23 protein-coding genes are annotated in these 19,770 nt (G+C 67.0%); 19 read left to right on the top strand and 4 right to left on the bottom strand.

Features of this window, described 5'->3' with window-relative positions:
- The first annotated feature begins 12 nt into the window (after nucleotides 1–12).
- From QU44_RS09630 to QU44_RS09540, 19 genes are all read left to right on the top strand, one after another.
- Nucleotides 13–1,275 carry a sigma-54 interaction domain-containing protein gene (locus QU44_RS09630; protein ID WP_033921854.1) on the top strand — a complete coding sequence of 421 codons (1,263 nt, stop codon included), beginning with the start codon at nucleotides 13–15 and terminating at the stop codon, nucleotides 1,273–1,275.
- Nucleotides 1,272–1,640, top strand: a complete 369-nt coding sequence (gene fliE / locus QU44_RS09625; RefSeq protein ID WP_052134584.1) for a flagellar hook-basal body complex protein FliE — start codon at nucleotides 1,272–1,274, stop codon at nucleotides 1,638–1,640. The genes QU44_RS09630 and fliE overlap by 4 nt, the downstream gene beginning before the upstream one ends.
- 6 nt (nucleotides 1,641–1,646) lie before the next feature.
- Nucleotides 1,647–3,287, top strand: coding sequence for a flagellar basal-body MS-ring/collar protein FliF (gene fliF, locus QU44_RS09620; protein WP_033921853.1), 1,641 nt, complete (start codon nucleotides 1,647–1,649; stop codon nucleotides 3,285–3,287).
- Nucleotides 3,287–4,294 carry a flagellar motor switch protein FliG gene (gene fliG / locus QU44_RS09615; protein ID WP_033921896.1) on the top strand — a complete coding sequence of 336 codons (1,008 nt, stop codon included), beginning with the start codon at nucleotides 3,287–3,289 and terminating at the stop codon, nucleotides 4,292–4,294. Before fliF ends, fliG begins: the two co-directional genes overlap by 1 nt.
- Nucleotides 4,287–5,021: a FliH/SctL family protein gene (locus QU44_RS09610; protein ID WP_033921851.1), complete on the top strand. Its 735-nt coding sequence runs from the start codon at nucleotides 4,287–4,289 to the stop codon at nucleotides 5,019–5,021. The genes fliG and QU44_RS09610 overlap by 8 nt, the downstream gene beginning before the upstream one ends.
- 22 nt (nucleotides 5,022–5,043) lie before the next feature.
- Nucleotides 5,044–6,387, top strand: a complete 1,344-nt coding sequence (locus QU44_RS09605; RefSeq protein WP_033921850.1) for a FliI/YscN family ATPase — start codon at nucleotides 5,044–5,046, stop codon at nucleotides 6,385–6,387.
- Complete coding sequence (locus QU44_RS09600; RefSeq protein ID WP_033921849.1) at nucleotides 6,380–6,814, top strand: hypothetical protein; 435 nt, start codon at nucleotides 6,380–6,382, stop codon at nucleotides 6,812–6,814. Before QU44_RS09605 ends, QU44_RS09600 begins: the two co-directional genes overlap by 8 nt.
- Nucleotides 6,815–6,834: 20 nt before the next feature.
- A complete protein-coding gene (locus QU44_RS09595) occupies nucleotides 6,835–8,229 on the top strand; it encodes a flagellar hook-length control protein FliK (RefSeq protein WP_197054286.1) in 1,395 nt (464 codons plus the stop codon).
- 16 nt (nucleotides 8,230–8,245) lie between these two features.
- Nucleotides 8,246–8,830, top strand: a complete 585-nt coding sequence (locus QU44_RS09590; RefSeq protein WP_033921846.1) for a flagellar basal body-associated FliL family protein — start codon at nucleotides 8,246–8,248, stop codon at nucleotides 8,828–8,830.
- A gap of 3 nt (nucleotides 8,831–8,833) precedes the next feature.
- Nucleotides 8,834–9,799: a flagellar motor switch protein FliM gene (locus QU44_RS09585; protein WP_033921845.1), complete on the top strand. Its 966-nt coding sequence runs from the start codon at nucleotides 8,834–8,836 to the stop codon at nucleotides 9,797–9,799.
- Nucleotides 9,796–10,089 (top strand): flagellar motor switch protein FliN, encoded by a 294-nt coding sequence (fliN, locus tag QU44_RS09580; RefSeq protein WP_033921843.1) that lies wholly within the window; start codon nucleotides 9,796–9,798, stop codon nucleotides 10,087–10,089. The genes QU44_RS09585 and fliN overlap by 4 nt, the downstream gene beginning before the upstream one ends.
- Before the next feature lies 1 nt (nucleotide 10,090).
- On the top strand, nucleotides 10,091–10,345 hold the full coding sequence (locus tag QU44_RS09575) for a flagellar biosynthetic protein FliO (RefSeq protein ID WP_033921841.1): 255 nt from the start codon (nucleotides 10,091–10,093) through the stop codon (nucleotides 10,343–10,345).
- A gap of 119 nt (nucleotides 10,346–10,464) precedes the next feature.
- Nucleotides 10,465–11,265 (top strand): flagellar type III secretion system pore protein FliP, encoded by an 801-nt coding sequence (fliP, locus tag QU44_RS09570; RefSeq protein ID WP_033921894.1) that lies wholly within the window; start codon nucleotides 10,465–10,467, stop codon nucleotides 11,263–11,265.
- 15 nt (nucleotides 11,266–11,280) lie between these two features.
- On the top strand, nucleotides 11,281–11,550 hold the full coding sequence (fliQ, locus tag QU44_RS09565; protein WP_033921840.1) for a flagellar biosynthesis protein FliQ: 270 nt from the start codon (nucleotides 11,281–11,283) through the stop codon (nucleotides 11,548–11,550).
- A 130-nt stretch (nucleotides 11,551–11,680) separates the two neighbouring features.
- Nucleotides 11,681–12,454: a flagellar biosynthetic protein FliR gene (gene fliR, locus QU44_RS09560; protein WP_033921838.1), complete on the top strand. Its 774-nt coding sequence runs from the start codon at nucleotides 11,681–11,683 to the stop codon at nucleotides 12,452–12,454.
- Nucleotides 12,454–13,590, top strand: coding sequence for an EscU/YscU/HrcU family type III secretion system export apparatus switch protein (locus QU44_RS09555; RefSeq protein ID WP_033921836.1), 1,137 nt, complete (start codon nucleotides 12,454–12,456; stop codon nucleotides 13,588–13,590). Before fliR ends, QU44_RS09555 begins: the two co-directional genes overlap by 1 nt.
- Before the next feature lie 56 nt (nucleotides 13,591–13,646).
- Nucleotides 13,647–15,056, top strand: coding sequence for a flagellar filament capping protein FliD (gene fliD / locus QU44_RS09550; protein ID WP_033921835.1), 1,410 nt, complete (start codon nucleotides 13,647–13,649; stop codon nucleotides 15,054–15,056).
- Entirely contained in the window at nucleotides 15,056–15,457 is a 402-nt protein-coding gene (locus QU44_RS09545) for a flagellar export chaperone FliS (RefSeq protein ID WP_033921833.1), read from the top strand. The genes fliD and QU44_RS09545 overlap by 1 nt, the downstream gene beginning before the upstream one ends.
- A gap of 67 nt (nucleotides 15,458–15,524) precedes the next feature.
- Complete coding sequence (locus QU44_RS09540; RefSeq protein ID WP_033921832.1) at nucleotides 15,525–16,061, top strand: NADPH-dependent FMN reductase; 537 nt, start codon at nucleotides 15,525–15,527, stop codon at nucleotides 16,059–16,061.
- A 23-nt stretch (nucleotides 16,062–16,084) separates the two neighbouring features.
- On the opposite strand, the gene QU44_RS09535 is transcribed toward QU44_RS09540, so the two are convergent.
- From QU44_RS09535 to argH, 4 genes are read right to left on the bottom strand one after another with little or no spacing between them, the layout of a single operon-like run.
- Nucleotides 16,085–16,864, bottom strand: a complete 780-nt coding sequence (locus QU44_RS09535; protein ID WP_033921829.1) for a precorrin-2 dehydrogenase/sirohydrochlorin ferrochelatase family protein — start codon at nucleotides 16,862–16,864, stop codon at nucleotides 16,085–16,087.
- Between the two features lie 26 nt (nucleotides 16,865–16,890).
- The gene (gene lysA / locus QU44_RS09530) at nucleotides 16,891–18,147 is read right to left on the bottom strand and encodes a diaminopimelate decarboxylase (protein WP_033921828.1); all 1,257 of its coding nucleotides are present in this window, start codon (nucleotides 18,145–18,147) and stop codon (nucleotides 16,891–16,893) included.
- 4 nt (nucleotides 18,148–18,151) lie between these two features.
- The gene (locus QU44_RS09525) at nucleotides 18,152–18,391 is read right to left on the bottom strand and encodes a hypothetical protein (protein ID WP_033921826.1); all 240 of its coding nucleotides are present in this window, start codon (nucleotides 18,389–18,391) and stop codon (nucleotides 18,152–18,154) included.
- Nucleotides 18,388–19,764 (bottom strand): argininosuccinate lyase, encoded by a 1,377-nt coding sequence (gene argH, locus QU44_RS09520; RefSeq protein ID WP_033921824.1) that lies wholly within the window; start codon nucleotides 19,762–19,764, stop codon nucleotides 18,388–18,390. The genes QU44_RS09525 and argH overlap by 4 nt, the downstream gene beginning before the upstream one ends.
- Nucleotides 19,765–19,770 lie beyond the last annotated feature (6 nt).

Here is a 19,770-nt window from a genome sequence, read left to right as displayed (position 1 = left end):
CGGGGGATTTTTATGCGTTCGATCTATCCTTCAGCCGCAGCGATGCGGCTGCACTATCCACTCGTCTCGACCTTGCGGGCTCAGGGTCTCGCAGTAGCTACCACCGAACGCGAACGCCCCCTCCCGGGTGACCATTTTGTGATCCTGGCCGATGAGGCAGCGCCGGTCGCTGCCCGCACCCTGATCCTGGGCGGCAAGCCCGGCACGATCACCCCCTTTATCGACGGTCACTCGGCGCGGATCGGCTTCGATCCCGACGATGCGGCGATCGCGGCAGGCTTTGCCAGCGCGCTGCTTCGCGGTCCCGAAGCACCCGTCGCCGCCGATCCCGAGAGCCTGGCGTTGCTGACGCTGGCGCAGCGAGTCGCCAAATCGGACATTACCGTGCTCATCAACGGCCCCACCGGCACCGGCAAGGAAGTGCTTGCGCGCACCATCCATCGCGCCTCGCCGCGCGCATCGGGGCCGTTCATCGCGATCAACTGCGCCGCACTCCCTGAATCGATGCTCGAAGCGATGCTCTTTGGTCACCAAAAGGGTTCGTTCACCGGTGCGTCATCGGGCGGCCAGGGTTTCTTTCGCGCCGCCAATGGCGGCACGCTGCTGCTCGACGAAGTCGCCGAAATGCCGATCGGGCTGCAAGCCAAATTGCTGCGGGCATTACAGGAGCGCGAAGTGGTGCCGATCGGCGCGACCCAAGCCGAGCCGATCGACGTGCGGATCATCGCCTGCGCCAACCGTGATCTGCACGCCGAAGTACAGGCGGGCCGTTTTCGCGCCGATCTTTACTACCGGCTCAGCGTCTTTCCGCTCACCACCCGCGCGCTGGCGCAGCGGCCCGACGATGTGCCGGCGCTTGCGACCGCGATGATCGTCCGCCATGCCGCCGGTCACAGCAGCATGCCCTGGCTGTCGCGCGATGCGCTGGCGATGCTCGAGGCGCATGACTGGCCGGGCAATGTCCGCGAGCTGGAAAATGTGATCCAGCGCGCATTGCTGTTGTGCCACGGCAAGACGATCACGCCCGCCGACATCATCTTCGACCGGCCAACGCAGCAACGCGCATCGAACGACAGCCCCGCGCGGCTCAGCAACATCGTCCAGATGAGCGAGTTCCAGGCGATCCGCGACACGCTGGCGGCGTGCAACGGCAGCCGGATCGAAACCGCGCGCCGGCTTGGCATTTCCGAACGCACGCTTCGCTATCGCCTGGCCAAGGCGCGCGAACAGGGTGACGATATCGGTCGTCACCAGGATTGGAAGGCGACCGCATGAGCGTCAACGGCATCGGCGGCAGCGGCAGCGGCGCGATGAGTGTCGACCGGATCATGGCGATGCGTGCCCAAATCCTGGAGAAAAACCAGGCGCTGTCACGCGCCAATCAGGAGGTTGCGGTCCCCGCGACCGAACCGCCCAAACCCACCGGCTTCAGCTCGACGCTCGAAGACATGCTGGGGCAGGTCAATCAGGCGCAATCACAGGCGGGGAAATTGTCCGCCGCCTATGAACGCGGCGAAACCGTCGACATCGCCAAGGTCATGCTGGCGCGCCAGCAAGCCTCGGTCGGGTTCGAGGCAACGCTGCAGGTCCGCAACAAATTGCTGTCCGCGTACAAGGACATCATGAGCATGCCGGTGTAATCGCAGATGGAAAACGCCCTTACCCCGCTCGCCCCCGCCCGCCTCGCCGCGCCGCTCGCCCAGGCGCGAGGATTCCTCGCCCAACCCGCGATCCGCAAAAGCCTGCCGCTGGTGTTGCTGATCGGCCTGATCGCCTCGGCGGCGCTTGCCTGGATGATGCTGGCGACACCGCCGCAGCGGGTGTTGTTCACCCAGCTTGCCGACAACGACAAATCGGCGGTCAGTGACGCACTCGCCGCCGCCAGCATCCGCACCCGTTTCGACCAATCGGGCGCGCTGACGGTGGGCGAGGATGATTATCACCGTGCACGCATGCTGCTGGCAGGACAGGACCTGCCAAAGGCAGCTCCCGGCGGCTATGCCATCCTCGACGAACTGCCGATGGGCGTCAGCCGCGCGGTAGAGGGCGAACGCCTGCGTCAGGCGCGCGAAAGCGAGCTGGCGCGCTCGATCGGCGAGATTGATGCGGTCGCCGATGCCCGCGTCCATCTGGCGATGCCCGAATCCTCGGTCTTCGTGCGAGACAATGCCCAGCCTTCGGCATCGGTGATCGTCCGGCTCGAACCCGGTCGCACATTGTCTGACGCGCAGGTGCGCTCGATCGTCAACCTGGTCGCCTCGTCGGTCGGCGGGATGAAGCCCGACAGCGTCACGATCGTCGATCAAATGGGTGCCTTGCTCAGCCGCGACGATGACGAACGCGGCACCAGCGTCGGCGATGCGCGGATCGATTATCAGCGCCGAGTCGAGGACAAGTTCCGCCTCCAGCTCAACAAGCTGCTGACCCCGCTGGTGGGGGCGGGCAATTTCAGCGCCGAAGTCCAGGCCGATGTCGATCTCGACGAAGCGCAGGCAACGCGCGAACGCTATGACAAGGAAGGCGTGATCCGCGCCGAACAGGGCAATTGGGTTGGGCCGAACGGCACCCCCGGCGCGCCCGGCGGCATCCCCGGGGCGCTGTCGAACACCCCGCCCGCCGCTGCATCGCTTACCAACCCCAATGATCCCGCGACTCAGCCGGGTGCCGCCAACACCACCGCACCCGCCAAGGCGAGCGAAGAGTTCGCGCGCACCTATGACCTGGGCAAGGAAGTGTCGGTCACCCGCACCGCGCCCGGCGGGATCAAGCGGCTGTCGGTCGCGGTGCTGCTGCGCGATCCCGAAGGCAAGGCACGCACCCCGGCGGAAATCCGTCAGATCACCGATCTGGTTCGCGCCGCAGTCGGCTACAACGCCGAGCGCGCCGATCAGGTGACGGTGGTCAGCCGCGCCTTTTCGCCCGCGGTCACCGATGCGGCCCCGGTCGCCTGGTATGACGCGGCATGGGTGCCGATGGTCGCGCGCAACGCCACCGCATTAGTGATCGCTTTGCTGGTGCTGTTCGTCGGCGTCCGCCCGCTGGTGAAATCACTGGCCAAGAAGCGCGAGGAAGCTCCCGCGACCGAACGATCGCCGCTGCCCCTGCCCAGCGCCGGCGGTTCGGCGGTCGAACAGGTGACCGAGGGTCAAACCCCGGTCAGCATCGACATGCTTCAGAATGCGCGCGGCTATGACGACCGGGTCGGTCTGGTGCGCGGCTTCACCCGCGACAATCCGGCGCGCGCGGCACTGGCGGTGCGCGACATGATCCGGGCCGACCCATCGTGATCGAACCCGCCGTTCGCCACTATAGCGGGGTCGAGCGCGCCGCCGTGCTGATGATGCTGGTGGGCGAGGAAGAGGCCGCCGCGATCCTGCAAAAGCTCGATCCCGAGGAAGTCCGCCAATTGGGCAAGGCGATGTTCGCGGTCGCCGATGTCAGCGAGATCGAGGTCGAGCATGTCCTCGACGATTTCATCGATCGCGCCCGTGAACGCACCGCGATCGGCTTCGACCCGCGCCCACGTATCGAGGGCATGATGAATCGGGCGCTCGGCCCCGACAAGGCCGATAGCGTGCTCGCGCGGATCACCCCGCCCGAGGCGGCTTGCGCGATCGACCTGCTCGACTGGCTCGACGCGGGCGAAATCGCGGCGCTGATCGAAAGCGAACATCCGCAGATCGCCGCCGTGCTGATCGCCAATCTTGATCCGCTGGTCGCGGCGCAGGTGCTCGAACTGCTGCCCGAGGCGATTCAGCCGCAGATCCTGCACCGGGTCGCGCGGCTGGGACCGATCACGCCCGAAGCGATCGAAACGCTCAAGGCGGCGCTATCGTCGCGGATCGGCCAGTCGTCGTCCACCGCCGGGCTGCAACTGGGCGGCACCAAGGACGCGGCCAAGATCCTGTCGAGCGGGCGCAAGACCACCGAAACCCGCGTTATGCCGAAGATTGCCAAGATCGACCGCGAAACCGCGCGCGCGATCGAAGAGGCGATGTTCGTCTTCGACAATCTGCTCGACCTCGACGACAAGAATCTGGGCATCCTGATCCGCAACATCGACAGCGATCTGCTGGTGCGCTCGCTCAAGGGCGTCGACGAACCCGCGCGTAACCGCTTCCTTGGCTGCATGTCGGCGCGCGCCGCCGACGGAATCCGCGACGAAATGGAAGCGCGCGGCCCGATGCGCCTTTCCGAAGTGCTCGACGCGCAAAAGGCGGTCATCGCGATCGCCCGCCAATTGGGCAAGGACGGCACGATCATGATGGGCGGGGGCGAGGACGATTATGTCTGACTTTACAGCGGGCTTTTCCAGCCGTCATGTCCATGCCGGCGAAGCGCTGCGCCGCGCCTTCGCCGCGCCTGAGGGTTTTGCCCCGGTCGATCCGGGCGCGCGGGTCGCCGACAAACCCGCGCCCAACCAGCCACGCCATTTCGAACCCGCCGATCGCGCCGCCAAGCCGACTCAGGGCTGGGACATGTTCGATCCCGAAATCGACCAGCCGATGGCCGCCCCCGCGCCGCAACCCTTTGTCGATCCGATCGCGGTGGCGCATGACAAGGGCTATGCCGAGGGGCTGGCGGCGGCGCGCGCCGAGATCGAGGCAGCCACCGCCCGCGACCGCGCCTTGGTCGATGCGCTGGGCCGCGGGCTTGCCGATGCCGCGCATTTCGATCGCGAACGCTTCGCACAGCAATTACGCCAGACGGTGCTGCACCTGGTTACCCGGCTGGTGGGAGAGATCGGCGTCTCGCCCGAGCGGCTGGCCGGGCGGATCGACGCCGCAGTCGATCTGCTGGCCGATGCCGCCGAATCCTCGCTGGTTCGGCTGCACCCCGATGATGTCCGGCTGATCGAGGGCCGATTGCCCGACATGGTGTTCGCCGCCGGCGATCCCAGCATCGCGCGCGGCAGCTTCATCATCGAATCGGCGTCCACCATCGTCGAGGATGGCCCCGAACAATGGATCGAACAGCTAACCGCCGCGATCGATCGCGTGCCGCTCCCTGCGCAATGCTGAGGCGGCCAATGCTGATCCACCCATGCTGAACACCTTCGCGCATGACTATCTCGAACGACTGGCAGCGCCCGTCTTCGTCGCCAAACCGCGCGTGTCGGGTCGGCTTGCCTCGTTCGACGGACTGTCGATGGAGGCGGTTGGCCTGTCGCTGCCGGTGGGCACCGTCTGCGCGGTCGGCACCGGCAAGGGCGCGGTCGAGGCCGAGGTAATCGGCTTTCGCAACGGGCGCACCTTGCTTATGAACCTGGGCGGGCCTGCCCCGCTGCTGCCCAACGCCCCCGTCCGCCCGATCGGCCGCCAGGAACAATCGGGCGCGGGCGAGGCCGAAGTCGGCGCGGCGCTGCTTGGCCGGGTGATCGACGGCGCGGGCAAGCCGATCGACGGGCTTGGGCCCATTCGCGGCGCGCACTACTGGCCGCTGGGCGGCAAGCTGCAAAGCCCGCTCGATCGCGGCCGGGTGCGCGAGCCGATGGACGTCGGCGTGCGCGCGATCAACGGGCTGCTCACCATCGGCCAGGGCCAGCGGGTCGGCATCATGGCGGGGTCGGGGGTCGGCAAATCGGTGCTGCTGGGCATGATCGTGCGCGCGGCGCAGGCCGATGTCGCCGTCGTCGGGCTGATCGGCGAACGCAGCCGCGAAGTATCGGACTTTCTGGAAACCAATATCCACGGGGCCGCGCGCCAGCGTTCGGTGGTGGTGGCGGTGCCCGCCAATCATTCGCCGGTGCTGCGGATCCGGGGCGCGCTGCGCGCCACCGCGATCGCCGAAGCGTTTCGCGACGAGGGCAAGCGCGTGCTGCTGATCATGGATTCGCTCACCCGCGTCGCGCATGCCGGGCGCGAAATCGGGCTGGCGCTGGGCGAGCCGGCTTCGGCGCGCGGCTATCCCCCCAGCGCGATCGCGATGCTGCCCGGCTTGATCGAGCGCGCGGGCACCTGCGTCCATTCGGGCGGGTCGATCACCGCCATCTATACCGTGCTTGCCGATGGCGATGACGGCAACGACCCCGTCGTCGATTCGGCACGCTCGATCCTCGACGGGCATATCGTGCTCAGCCGTGCGCTGGCCGAACGCGGCATCTATCCAGCGATCGACGTCGGCCCCTCGGTCAGCCGGGTGATGACCGATATCGCGGGCAAGCAGCACGTCCACGCCGCGCGGGTGCTGCGCCGGCATCTGGCGACCTATGAGGAAAATCGCGATCTGGTGCTGATGGGTGCCTATCGCGCCGGGGCCGATCCGGCGATCGACGCCGCCATCGCGGCACATGGCGCGGTGCTGGAATATATCCGCCAGGACGCCGATTCGATCGTCTCGCTTGATGCCGCGATCGAGGAGCTGGTCGGCGTGTTCGGCGATGGCTGAACGCTCGGCCAAGAAGCTCGATCGGTTGTTGCGCGTCCGCACGCTGCAATTGGGGCTGGTGCGCGCCGATGAAGCCCGCGCGGCGGAAAAGGTGGCAAGCGAAACCGCGCTGCGCGACCGGATCGAACAGCTTGCCGCCGAAGTAGCCCCCGCACCATCACCGACGCCCGCCGCCGCGCTTTCGCTGATGGCGGGCGCGCAATATCGCGATCGGCTGCACCAATCGGCCTTCACCGCCGAACGCCGCGTCAGCGTCGCGCAAGACAGCCTGGGCCAGGCGCGCGACGCCAGCCGCGAGGCGCGCCGCGACCAAAATGCAGTCGAAAAATTGATCGAGCGGGCCAATACGCTTGCGGTGCTGAAAGCCCTGCGCGCGCTCGAAACGCTGCCGGCAAGCGCGCCTCGTAAACGGCACGATCCTTGCTGATCGCGTAAGCGATGCAGCCGATGACCAACCTCCTCCATTCGAGCCTGCTGGCAGTCCTGGCCTCGCCGACGCCGCCGCGTGCCGACTCAGCGCAGCCGCTGCCCGACAGCGGCACGCGCTTTGCCGCGACGCTGGCAGGATTGCAGCCCGTCGCCGAGCTGCCCGCCCCTGAAGCCAGGCTGTCGATCGCCGCGCCGGTCGAGGCACCGATCACCCCACTCTTGCGGCCACCCTTTGCCGCCACCGGCAAAACCCTGCCGCCCGCCGCTGCCGTCGTACTTGCCGCCACCGCCCCGATCGCGCCGGCGATGCTGGTTGAAGCCGAAGCCGCCGAAGCGCCGCCAGTTCCACAGCCGGTCAAACCCACCGTAACGCCACCCCCGACGCGGCCAACGCCGATCATCGACAAGCCACTCGCCAGACGTCAGCCCGGCTCCGAGCAATCCGCATCGGAGCCAACCGATCAGCCGCCCGAAACGACCAGCGATACCGACGCAGGCGAAGCGGAGCCGACCGCCCCCGCCCCCGCCCCAATCGACACCACAGTCGCGCCAATCCAGCTCGCCCCCACCGACAATCCCTTGCCGCTGCCCACTTCCCCCCCGCCCACGTTGTCCGGGCCTTTGCTCGTTGCTTCGCCGGCAACGTCCGAACCCAACCCAGCGCAGCCCATCATCGCAGCCGCACCGGCTCAGCCCCGACGCATGCCGCAACAAGCTGTCGCCGCGCCCGCCGCCGATCCGCCAGCCATGCCTCGCGCTCCGGAGCCTCCTTTCGAGCAGCCCGTGCTCCCCGCCCGCCAACAGGCCGCACCCACCCCCGCCGCAGGCACGGCTGACACGCCGCATCTCGCCAGCCAGCCCATCGACACCACCCAAGTCCTGCGCGCCCGCAGCAATGTCGCGTTTCCGGCAAGCCAGGCTACCCCGACCGCCGAAACCCCCGATCGGGCACTACCGGCGATCGAGCCCGCACCGCTTGGCACCGCACCGATCGAGCGTAGCGCCGCACTGGAGGCGCCGGCTCCCCTCGCACCCGTCGCCACCAATGATCCAGCATGGATGGACGCGATGATCGAGCGGATCGAGACGCTGCGCGACACCGCCGGCGCGCGCGAAACCCGCATCCGCCTCACCCCCGACGCGCTCGGCACCGTCGAGGTGACGATTCGCGAAACCGCCGATGGCGTGCAGGTGCAGCTTACCGCCGACACCCCCGCCGCGCGCACGCTGCTGGCCGAAGCTGCGCCGCGCCTGACCGAAATGGCCGACGCGCGCGGGCTAAAGCTTGGCCAGCTCGACGCCGGCACCGGCCAGTCGGGCGACCAGCGCGCCCCGCCCGAGCCCCAGCGCGCCCGCCCCAATCGCACCGCCAGTAGCGAGCAAGCCGCTGAAGCCGATGAACGAATAGCATGAGCAGGAATATTGGATCATGAGCGACAAGACAGACGAAGCGCCAGCCAAGAAGAAAGGCGGCATCGGCAAGTTGATCGGCATCGGCGTCGCCCTGGTGGCGCTGGTCGGCGGCGGCGTCGGCGCGGGGCTATATGCCAGCGCCTCTGGCATGCTGGGCGGCGGTGAGCCCAAGGCCGAAGGGCCGCGCCTGGTTCCCAAGGACGAAGAGAAGCGCGCGCAGAAGAAGGAAGGCGAAGGCGCGGCGGGCGGCGAGGCCCCGCCCAAGGGCGAAGGCGGCGATCGCTATGCGTCGAACTATTACGCGCTCGAAAAGGAGTTCACCTCGAACCTGTCGGGCAGCGTCCATTTCGTCCAGATCGGGCTCGCCGTGTCCACGCCCTATGACGACAGCGTCATCGAAGCGCTCAAGACGCACGAAATCGCGGTGCGATCGGCGGTCCTGATGGCGCTGGGAGAAACCGACGAGGAGCAGGTCTTCACGACCGAAGGCAAGCGCGCGCTGCAAAAGCGTCTGGCCAAGGCGATCAACGCCACCTTGCAGGAAAAAGAAGGCTTTGGCGGCATCGGTAACGTCTACTTTACCAATTTCGTTGTTCAGTGAGACATGGTTAACGGCCCATCAGGAAATGCAGCGTCCGACCGGCGCGAACGTCCCCGGCAGGATGCGGCGCACACCGCCGCGCTGGGGATCGCAAACCTGAATCCGTTCGGCGACCTGCACACGCTCCAGCATCTGTCGGCGCGAATGGCGCGCAGCATGCGTGGGGTGTTCGAGCCGGTGCTTCGCCGCGCGATCCGCACCTGGGCCGAGCCATTGTCGGTCGAACGCTTCGCCGATTATTGCGCCGAACGGCCCAAGGGGCTCACCGTCTGGCTGCCGATGGCGATCCAGTCGCCCACTGCCAAGCCTGCCGCCGGGCAGGCGCTGATGGTGATGGACGCCAAATTCGCGCTGGAGCTGCTCGATCTGTTCTTTGGCGGGTCGGGCGATGCGCCGCATCCGATGCCAAGCGAATTGTCCCCCGCTGCCGAAGCGATGATCACGCGGATCGGCACCCTGATCGCCGAACCGCTCGCCGCCGCGTGGGAGCCGGTGGCGCGCCTTTCGTTCGCGCCGGGACATCCTGAAACCAGCTGTGCGATGCTCGCCAATCTCGACGATGACGACGCGATGATCGTCACCCGCTTCGGCATCGCTGCGGGCAATGACAAGCCGGTGTTCGTCGATCTGGTCTATCCGGTCGCCGCGCTCAAGCCGATCGGCCCCTCGCTCAATGCCAAGGTGCATGGCCGCACCGCCGAGCCCGAACCGGAATGGCGCAACGGCCTCACCCGCGCGGCGATGGCGGTGAAGTTTCCCGTCCGTTCGGTGCTGGCCGAACCCACCATCTCGCTTGGCCGGCTGCTCGAACTAAAGGAAGGCGATGTCATCCCGATCAGCTTTGGCCAGCATGTGCCGGTGATGATCGGCACGCATCGCCTGGGCACCGGCATCGTCGGATCGGCCAATGGCCATGCCGCGATTTGCCTGCACGCGATCGAACGACTCGATGAAGAGGATTATCCATGAACGACATGACCGGCGCATTCCCGGTCGACTCCGCAGTCGCCGCCAATTTCCGGCTGCTGCAGGACGTCGACGTGAAGCTGACCGTCGAGATCGGCTCGACCAACCTGACGCTGCGCGAATTGCTGGCGCTGGGCGAATCGAGCGTGATCGAGCTTGATCGCCAGTCGAACGAATTGCTCGACGTGTTCGTCAACGGCACGCTGATCGGCCGCGGCGAAGTGGTGACGGTGGGCGAACGCTTCGGCGTGCGGATGACCGAACTGGTGAGCCCCGAGAAGCGCGTCCGCTGAGATGATGTGGTCCTATATCCTCAAGCTGGCGGTACTGCTGCCCTTGGTATGCGGGCTGCTGATCGGGTGCCTGTTCCTGTGGCGCCGGCTCGAAGCGCGGCTGCCGGGCAACCAGGGCGACCGGCTGCTGAAGGTGCGTGAGACGATGATGCTGTCGCCGGGGCTCAAGCTGGCGGTGATTGATTTTGAAGGCCGGCGACTGTTGGTATCCGTGGGTCGCGGCGGGGTGACCTTGCTCGACAAGGCAGCCGAATGATGCGCGCATCGATGCGGCTACCTGCCCTCACCCCGTTCGCACTGCGCTTGTCGAAGCACGGCTCTTCTTTCGCCGGTCGAGAAGAAAAACGGCACTTCGACAAGCGCAGTGCGAACGGAGTGAGGGTCGTATGCCAAATACTGGCGGTAGTTGCGCTGGTGTTGCTGGTGTTGCTCCTCGCCGATCCGGCAATCGCGCAGACCGTCGCCCCGCCCGGCGCGCCTGCCGTCCCGAATGCCGGCGATGCCATCGACCGCGCGCTGGGCGACCTTGGCGGAGGGGGCGAGGCACCGCTGGCGCTGTCGCTGCAAGTCCTCATCATCATGGGGCTGTTGTCGATCCTGCCCAGCATCCTGCTGATGATGACCAGCTTCACCCGGATCATCATCGTGCTCGCGGTGTTGCGTCAGGCGCTGGGGCTGCAACAGACGCCGCCCAATCAGGTGCTCATCGGCCTGAGCCTGTTCCTCAGCTTCTTCATCATGGCCCCGACGATCAGCCAGATTAATACCCAGGCGATTCAGCCCTATGCCGCCGGGCAAATCGGCGCGACGCAAGTGATCGAGATCGGCGGACAGTCGCTCCACGCCTTCATGCTCAAACAGACGCGCAAGAAGGACATCACGATGTTCTCCGACATCGCCAAGACCGGCCCCTATGCCACGCCGCAGGACGTACCCTTTTCGGTGCTGCTCCCCGCCTTCGTCACCAGCGAGCTCAAGACCGCGTTCCAGATCGGCTTCCTGATCTTCCTGCCGTTCATCATCATCGATCTGGTGGTGGCGACGGTGCTGATGAGCCTTGGCATGATGATGCTGTCGCCGACGATCATCTCGCTGCCGTTCAAGCTGCTGTTGTTCGTGCTGGTCGATGGCTGGGCGCTGACGATGGGATCGCTCGCCAATAGTTTCGTGAGTTAGGGGGGTGCGCGCCTGATGGACGCCGATTATTTCCTCACCGTCGCGCGCCAGGCGATGTGGATCCTCGCGCTGGCGTCGGCCCCGATCCTGTTGCCCGCGTTGCTGTCGGGCCTGATCCTGGGGATGATCCAGGCCGCGACGTCGATCCAGGAACAGACCTTGTCATTCGTGCCCAAGCTGATCGTCGTGGCGATCAGCCTGGTGATCTTCGGCGGCATGATCCTGACGTTGATCGGTGATTTCACGATCAGTATTTTCGAGCGGATCCCGGATCTGGTGCGGTGAGGGGTGCTTTTTCTTGCTCCCCTCCCGCTCGCGGGAGGGGCTGGGGGAGGGCCTGTTCGAACAGAAGCCGAACCTTTGTCGACACACCCTCCCCTAACCCCTCCCGCACGCGGGAGGGGGACTTTTTGCCATGCTAGGACTCGGCCTCTCGATCGAACCCGCATTGTGGACGCTCATCTTCACGATGGTGCGCGTCGGCGCGGCATTTGTCGCCGCGCCAGTGTTCAGCGCGGTTTCGGTGCCGGTGACGGTGCGGATCACGCTGGCGGGCGCGATCGGCATCCTGGCGATGAACACCAATGCGATCATCGCGCCCGAACAAGTCTTTGCGTTCGAAACCTTCCTGTCGATCGCCGCCGAAGCGCTGGTCGGCCTCGCGCTTGGCTTCATCCTGCAAATCGCCTTCGCCGCGCCATTGCTGGCGAGCGAGGTCATCGGCACGTCGATGGGGATCGGCTTTGCCGCTGCGATCAATCCGCAATCGGGCACCTCGACCCCGGCGCTGGGCAATTTCCTGTCGATCCTGCTGACCTTGCTGTTCCTGTCGGTCGACGGGCATCTCGTGCTGGTCGAGCTGGTGGTGCGAAGCTACGAAGTGCTGCCGCCGGGCGCGGCATGGCTCAGCGTCGCGGCGCTTCGCAACATCGCGTTTTTCGGCGGCTATGCGTTTCTGGCCGGGTTCCTGCTGGCGTTGCCCGTCGGCTTCCTGCTGCTGTGCCTCAATCTGATCGTCGGCATGCTGTCGCGCTCGTCGCCCTCGCTCAACCTGTTCGCGGTCGGGCTGCCCGCCAGCCTGCTCGCGGGCGTCATCGCGCTGTTCGTCGCGATGCCGGCGATGGGCGATTACATGCTGGTGATCATTGACGAAGCGCTGACCGCCGCCCGCACGCTGGTGCTGGGCTGATGGCGGAGAATGGCGGCGAAAAGACCGAAGCACCAACCCAGAAGCGCAAGCAAAAGGCGATCGACGACGGCGACATCCTCAAATCGCGCGAGTTCGGTACTGCTATCGTCGTGCTGCTGGGGTGTAGCTGGCTGGTGCTGCTGGGGCCGGCGGTGCTGGGTGCATGCCGCGAAGTGATGGCGGCGGGCTTCCGCTTCGGGCGCGCCGATGTCGAGGATTTCCAGCCCTTCCGCCCGATCGGCGAAGCGCTGTGGACGCTGGCCCCCAGTGTCGGCGGGCTGCTGATGCTCACCTTCGTCGCGTCGATCCTCAGCCAGGCGGGGCTGGGCTCGATCGCCTTCAACGGCAAATTGCTCGCGCCCAAGGGATCGCGGATCAATCCGGGTGCGGGCCTGAAGCGCATCTTTGGCGCACAGGGCTGGATCGAGCTTGGCAAGTCGCTGCTCAAGGTCGTGCTGCTCGGCAGCATCGGCTGGTGGCTGCTCGCCGGCACCGCTGAATCGACGCTCGGCTATGTCTCGTCAGACCTGCAACAGGCGCTGGGCGGTCTTGGCGAACAGCTCACCTTGCTGCTGCTGTGGATGTCGGCAGGGCTGGTCGCGATCGCGGGCATCGACGTGCCGATCGTCGCGTTTCGCCGCATGCAAAAGCTGAAGATGAGCAAGCAGGAGGTGAAGGACGAGCATAAGGAAACCGAAGGCTCGCCCGAGGCCAAGGGCGCGCAGCGGCAGCGGCAGCGCGAAATGGCCAAGCGCGGCTTCCGCAAGGCGATGGGCGAGGCGCATGTCGTGCTGACCAACCCCACCCATTTCGCGGTCGCGCTGCGCTATGAACAGGGGCGCGATCAGGTGCCGGTGGTGGTGGCCAAGGGGCGCGGCGCGACCGCGCTGGCGATCCGCGAGCTGGCGGGCGACATGGCGGTGCCGGTGCTCGAATATCCGACCCTCGCGCGCGCCGTTTATTACACCAGCCGCGAGGGGCAGGAGGTGCGCGACGATCTGTATCTCGCGATCGCGACCGTCCTTGCCTTCGTCTTTGGGGTGAACGCCAAGGCGGGCGGCATCCAGCCGCCGGTGATGGTGCCGCCGGGCGCGCGCTTCGACGAAAACGGCAACGCTTCGCCGCAATCGGCTTAAGAAAGGCCGCGCGCGGTCGATCCTGATCAAGACAACCGCCGGGGAATAGTTGCGCGATGGCCATCGAATCGATTGCAAAGACACTCGGCACCGGATCGGGCATCGACATCGGCGCGCTGGTCACCAGCCTGGTCGACGCGCAATTCGCCAACAAGACCGCGACGCTCGACCAGCGCGACAAGGCATTGGCAGCTCAGGTCTCAGCGGCAGCCGAACTGAAAAGCGCGATTTCGGGCTTTTCCTCGGCACTCGCCACCCTGTCGCGTAGCGGCACCCTGTCGACCCAGCCGTCAAGCTCGGACACCTCGGTGCTTCGGGCATCGGCGCTTTCGGGGGCGACGCCCACCAATATCGACACCGCGATCGAGGTGCGCCAGATCGCCTCGGCACAGGCATCGAACAGCGCACCCCAACCCGACCGCACCGCCGCGATCGGCACCGGCACGCTGACCCTTACCTTCGGCAGCGCAACCGTCGCCGATGGCGCTATGACCAGCTTTACCCCAGGTGCCGGCGCGGCCATCGCCATCACGATCGATGCCGCCAATTCAAGCCTCGACGGTATCGCCGCCGCGATCAACGCCAGCAATGCCGGCGTCACCGCCAGCATCCTGAGCGACAGCGCGGGATCGCGGCTGATCCTGAAAGGTGCGACCGGCGATAGCCAGGCATTCACCCTGACCGCCGACACCCCCGAACTGGCGGCCCTCGATGTCGGTATGGGCAAGACCGGCACCGCGATCGGCACTGCCGCGCGCGACGCCATCGTCGCGGTCGATGGCGTAACGCTGCGCCGCGCCAGCAATTCGATCAGCAACATCATTCCGGGGGTTCGGCTCGATCTCGTTTCGGCAAGGCCCGGCGCGGCGGTCACGCTGGGCAGCACCCCGCCCACCGCCGCGCTGACCCAGGCGGTCGAGGATTTCGTCGCGACCTATAACGAGCTGCAAAACATCCTGCGCAGCGCGACCGACCCGATGGGCGGGCCGCTGCGATCGGATAATGCGGCCACGGCGCTGCAACGCTCGCTGCGTGAATTGGTGACGGCCCCCTTGGTGACCGGCGGTCCCGCCGGATCGCCGACCACCTTGGCGCAGATCGGCGTCGCCACCCAGCGCGACGGCAGCCTGCGGATCGATGCCGCCACCCTCGCTCGCACGATGACGAGCGACCCGGCAGCGATCGAGGCGGTGTTCGCCAGCGGCAAGGGGCTGCCCGCCGCATTGGCGGCGGTCGCCACCACCGCGACCAATCGCACCACCGGCCTGGGGGCCAGCGAAAGCCGCTATTCGGCACAACAGGCCGATCTTGCCGACCAGCGGGTCGACATCGCCGATGCCAGCGAACAGCTCCGCACCCGGATGACCCAGCAATTCGCCAGCATGGATTCAAAGGTGGCGGCATATAAATCGCAGCAGGATTTCCTGACCCAGCAGATCGACGCCTGGAACGCGCAGCGTTCGTAATGGCCCGCTACGCAACCGCCTTCGCCGGCGATCCCGCCGCGACCTATCGCACGATCGATCTGGCCAGCCGCACCGGCGGGGCCGATCCGCATCAACTGGTCGAATTACTCTACGAAGAACTGGTGCGCTCGCTCAATATCGCCGCCTGGGCAACCGAACGCTGTGATTTCAAGCTGAAGGGCGATCGGGTGACTCGCGCCACCGCGATCCTGTTCGCGCTGGAAAACGGCCTTGATTTCGAGCGCGGCGGCGATGTGTCGCGAACGCTGGCGACGCTGTATCGCGGCATCCGCCAACAGGTGGTCAACGCCAGCATCGGCGATGACCCCGCCCCTTTCCGCACCGCCGCCGGCGATCTCGCCGAAATTGCCGGTGCCTGGCGAAGCCTGCGCGCCGGCTGATCGACTTGGTGCAGCAAGCGAAACGTCGGCATGGCGCAGGCGCGCCGCATGCGGTAGCGGGTGAGTGATGCAGCCGTTCCACATCGTCGCCATCGGCGGCACTCTCCGCGCCGAATCGGGCACCAGCCGCGCACTAGCCGCCGCACTCGCACATGCCGAGCGCGCGGGCGCACGCACGACGTTGCTGACGGGTGCCGCGATCGACTTCCCCAATTTCGATCCCGATCAGGCGCTCTCCAACGACGCGATCGTCCGGTTTCTCGACGTGGTGCGAACCGCCGATGCGCTGGTGATCGGGTCGCCTGGCTATCACGGATCGCTGTCGGGGCTGGTGAAGAACGCGCTCGATCATATCGAGCTGCTGCGCGGCGATTCGCGCGTCTATCTCGATTCGATGCCGGTCGGGATCGTCGCGGTGGCGGCGGGATGGCAGGCGGCGGTATCGACGCTGCAGACGCTGCGGACGATCATCCACGCCTTGCGGGGTTGGCCGACGCCGATGGGGGTCGCAATCAATTCGGCAGCGCCCGGCAATCCGCTTGCCGATGCCGATTCGCAGCTTGCGGTGATGATGCAGCAGATCGACACGTTCCTGCGGCGGTGAGCCGGGGCGGGTCGTAGGGTAGCTTACCGCCCGCGCATCGCCAGATCGACCGACAGTCCCTCGCTCGGATCGACGGGCGGCGCGGCACACGCGATGCGGATCGCATCGGCGCGCGCGCGATCGAGGATCGCTGGCGGCACGCCGGGGCGGTGATAGACCCGATCGGCCTGCGCCAGCATCCGCGCCGCGCGCAGCGTCAGCGCGTCGGGCTCGGCTGACACCAGATCGATCCGCACCAGCCTTGGCAAGCGGGCACCGCGCTCGTTCGCCAGCCAGCGATTGACGCTGCCGCTATCGATCTGGCCAAAGGGATCGAGCGCCCCGCCCTCGCCCAGCGCGTCCGAAATCGCGTTGCGGCGGGCGCGGCCATCGGGGAAGCGTTCGCGCATCGCCCCGCGCGCGGCGGCAAGCGCGCTCGCCAGCGGGCCGAGCGCTTGCGGCAACAACCCCTCCAGCCGCTGGCGCAGCGCCGCCGCCAGCCCAGCCGACGCGCCGCCGGTCGCCACCGCGATCAATACCGGCGAACGATCGACGATCGCGGGCAGCGTGAAATCGCACAGTTCAGGCCGGTCGACGACATTGACCAGCTTGCCCGCCGCCTTGAGTTCGGCGGCGATCCGCGCGGCTTCATCACCATCGTCGAGCGCGACGATCGCAAGGCGCGCGGTGTCGCTTTCAGGCACGGGAACAGCGCCCGCACGTTCGAGCAGGCGGCGCTTGGCATCGGCAGCCTCGCCCTCGCCGATCAGGATGACAGGCTTACCGTCGAGGCGGACGATGATCGGCAGGCCGGTTTCGCGCATGGCTTAACCGCGTGCCCCCTGCCCCGTCACAGCCACTCGGGAATCCGCTCGGCCGCCAGGATCGCCTGCGGCGTCACCCGCTCCGAAACCACGGCAAAGCGCGCGCCGTCGACCAGCACTTCGGGCACTTTCGCCCGGCTGTTATAAGTGCTCGCCATCGTCGCGCCATAGGCACCAGCGGTGCGGAACACCGCCAGATCGCCGCCCGCAACGGTTTCGATGTCGCGCCCCATCGCAAAGGTGTCGCCGCTTTCGCACACCGGCCCGGCGATGTTGGCGGTCATGCGCCCGCCGGTCGGGCGCACCGCGACGAAATCATGATAGGCGTCGTATAATGCGGGGCGCGCGAGATCGTTCATTGCGGCATCGACGATGACATAAGGATGGCCGCTCGACGGCTTCACCCATATGACGCGCGTCAGCAGCACCCCGGCATTGCCGGTGATCACCCGGCCCGGCTCGAACATCAAGGTGACGTCCCAGCCGGCGGTGGCACGCGCCACCATCGCGCCGAACGCCGCCGGCTCGGGCAGCGTCTCGCCGGGGCGATAGGGCACGCCAAGGCCGCCGCCCAGATCGACATGGCTGATCGCATGGCCCGCCGCGCGCAGTTCGGCCACCAACTCCCCGACCCGGTTGAATGCCCGTTCCAGCGGCGCGAGATCGGCAAGCTGGCTGCCGATATGCACCGCAACGCCGCGCAGGTTGAGGCCCGGCTCCTTGGCCAGCCGATCGAACATCGCCGGTGCCTGGTCGATCGCCACGCCGAACTTGTTCTCGGCGCGCCCGGTCGAAATCTTGGCGTGAGTCCCGGCATCGACATCGGGATTGACCCGCAATGTCGCCGGTGCCCGCTGCCCGCGCGCGGCGGCAAGGCCCCCGAGTACGCGGCCTTCTTCCTCCAGCTCCAGATTGAACTGGCCGATGCCGGCATCCAGCCCGGCGACCAGCTCGTCGCGAGTCTTGCCCACGCCCGAAAACACGATGTCGCCCGGCGCGATGCCCGCCGCCAGCGCCCGCGCCATCTCGCCGCCCGAGACCACATCGGCACCATAGCCCTGCGCCGCCAATATCTTCAGCACCGCCAGATTGGGGTTGGCCTTCACCGCAAAGGCGACATGCGTCCGCCCCGCCGGCGCAACCGCGTCGCGAAACACCTGGGCATGCCGCTCGAGCGTGGCGCGCGAATAGATATAGACGGGCGTGCCGACCGCTTCGGCGATCGCCTCGACGCTGACGTCCTCGACGTGCAGCACACCTTGCTTATGCGTGAAATGGTCCATCGGTTCAGCGCGGGGGCAGCGCGAAGGGATCGTTCGGCCGCTCTTGAGAAGTGGTGAGAAGCTCGTCGCTGCGCGCGGGGCGTTGCTGCGAGGTCGAGGTCACAAGTTGTTCGGCGGTCGGCTGCGATTGCGCGCCATAGGGCGCAACCGGCAGCGTCTTGCCCGGCGCGGGTTCAAGCCGCCCGCGCGCGCCGCATGCCGACAATGCCAGCAGCGCGACGGGGATCAAAAGGAAGCGGATCATGCTCGCTTCTCGCGCAACGCCCGGCCTGCGGCAATGGCTTCGCGCACGCGATCCGGCGCGGTGCCGCCAAAACTGCGACGGCTGGCGACCGAGGCGTCGATGCTCAGCACGTCGAACACGCGCGCGTCGACCCGCTGGTCGATCGCGGTCAGCTCGGCCAGCGGCATCGCCTCCAGCTTGCAGCCAAGCGCCTCGGCACGCGCCACCGCGCGGCCGGTGACGTGATGCGCCTCGCGGAACGGCAACCCCGCCTCGCGCACCAGCCAGTCGGCAAGATCGGTGGCGGTGGCAAAGCCGGCATCGGCAACCGCGCGCATGCGATCGGTGCAGAAGGTCGCGCTTTCGATCATCCCGGTCATCGCCGCGATCGACAGGCCCAGCAGGTCGTGCGCCTCGAACACCGGCGGCTTGTCGTCCTGCATGTCCTTTGAATAGGCCAGCGGCAGCCCCTTCATCGTCACCATCAGCGCCATCTGACAGCCCAGGATCCGCCCCGAATGGCCGCGCACCAGCTCGGCGGCATCGGGGTTGCGTTTTTGCGGCATGATCGAGCTGCCGGTCGACCATTGGTCCGACAGCGCGACGAAACCGAATGGCTGCGACGCCCACAGCACGAATTCCTCGGCCAGCCGGCTGAGGTGCAGCGCGCATTGCGCCGCGCTCGCCAGATAATCGATCGCGAAATCGCGGTCGCTGACCGAATCGAGCGAATTGTCAGTGGGGCCGTCGAAGCCAAGCGCAGCGGCGGTGGCGTCGCGATCGATCGGGAAGCCGGTCCCGGCCAGCGCCGCCGCACCCAGGGGGCAGCGGTTCATCCGCGCGCGCGCATCGGCAAAGCGGCTGGCATCGCGCGCGATCATCGCGTGATACGCCATCAGGTGATGGCCAAGCGTCACCGGCTGCGCCGATTGCAAATGGGTGAAGCCCGGCATCACATCGCCGGCATGTTCCTCGGCACGGGCAAGCAATGCGTCCTGCATCGCGCTCAATGCGCCCAGCACCTCGTCGATCGAATCGCGCACCCACAGCCGGAAATCGGTCGCGACCTGATCGTTGCGGCTGCGCGCAGTGTGCAGCCGTCCGGCGGCGGCACCGATCTTGTCGGTCAGCCGCGCTTCGGTCTGCATATGAATGTCTTCGAGCACCAGATCGTCGGCGGGACCGTCCTGCTCATAATCGGCGGCTACCGAATCGAGCCCGGCAAGGATCGCGGCGACATCATCGGCGGCGACGATGCCCTGCGCGCCCAGCATCGCGGCATGCGCTTTCGACGCAGCGATGTCCTGACGCCACATTCGCTTGTCGAACGGGATCGAAGCGTTAATCTCACGCATCACCGCTGACGGGCCTTCGGCAAAGCGCCCGCCCCACATCTGATT

The organism is Sphingomonas sp. 37zxx (genome assembly GCF_000786205.1).
Lineage (GTDB): Bacteria > Pseudomonadota > Alphaproteobacteria > Sphingomonadales > Sphingomonadaceae > Sphingomonas.
The sequence above is the reverse complement of the archived record's forward strand: the minus strand, read 5'-3'. Positions and strand labels throughout refer to the sequence as shown.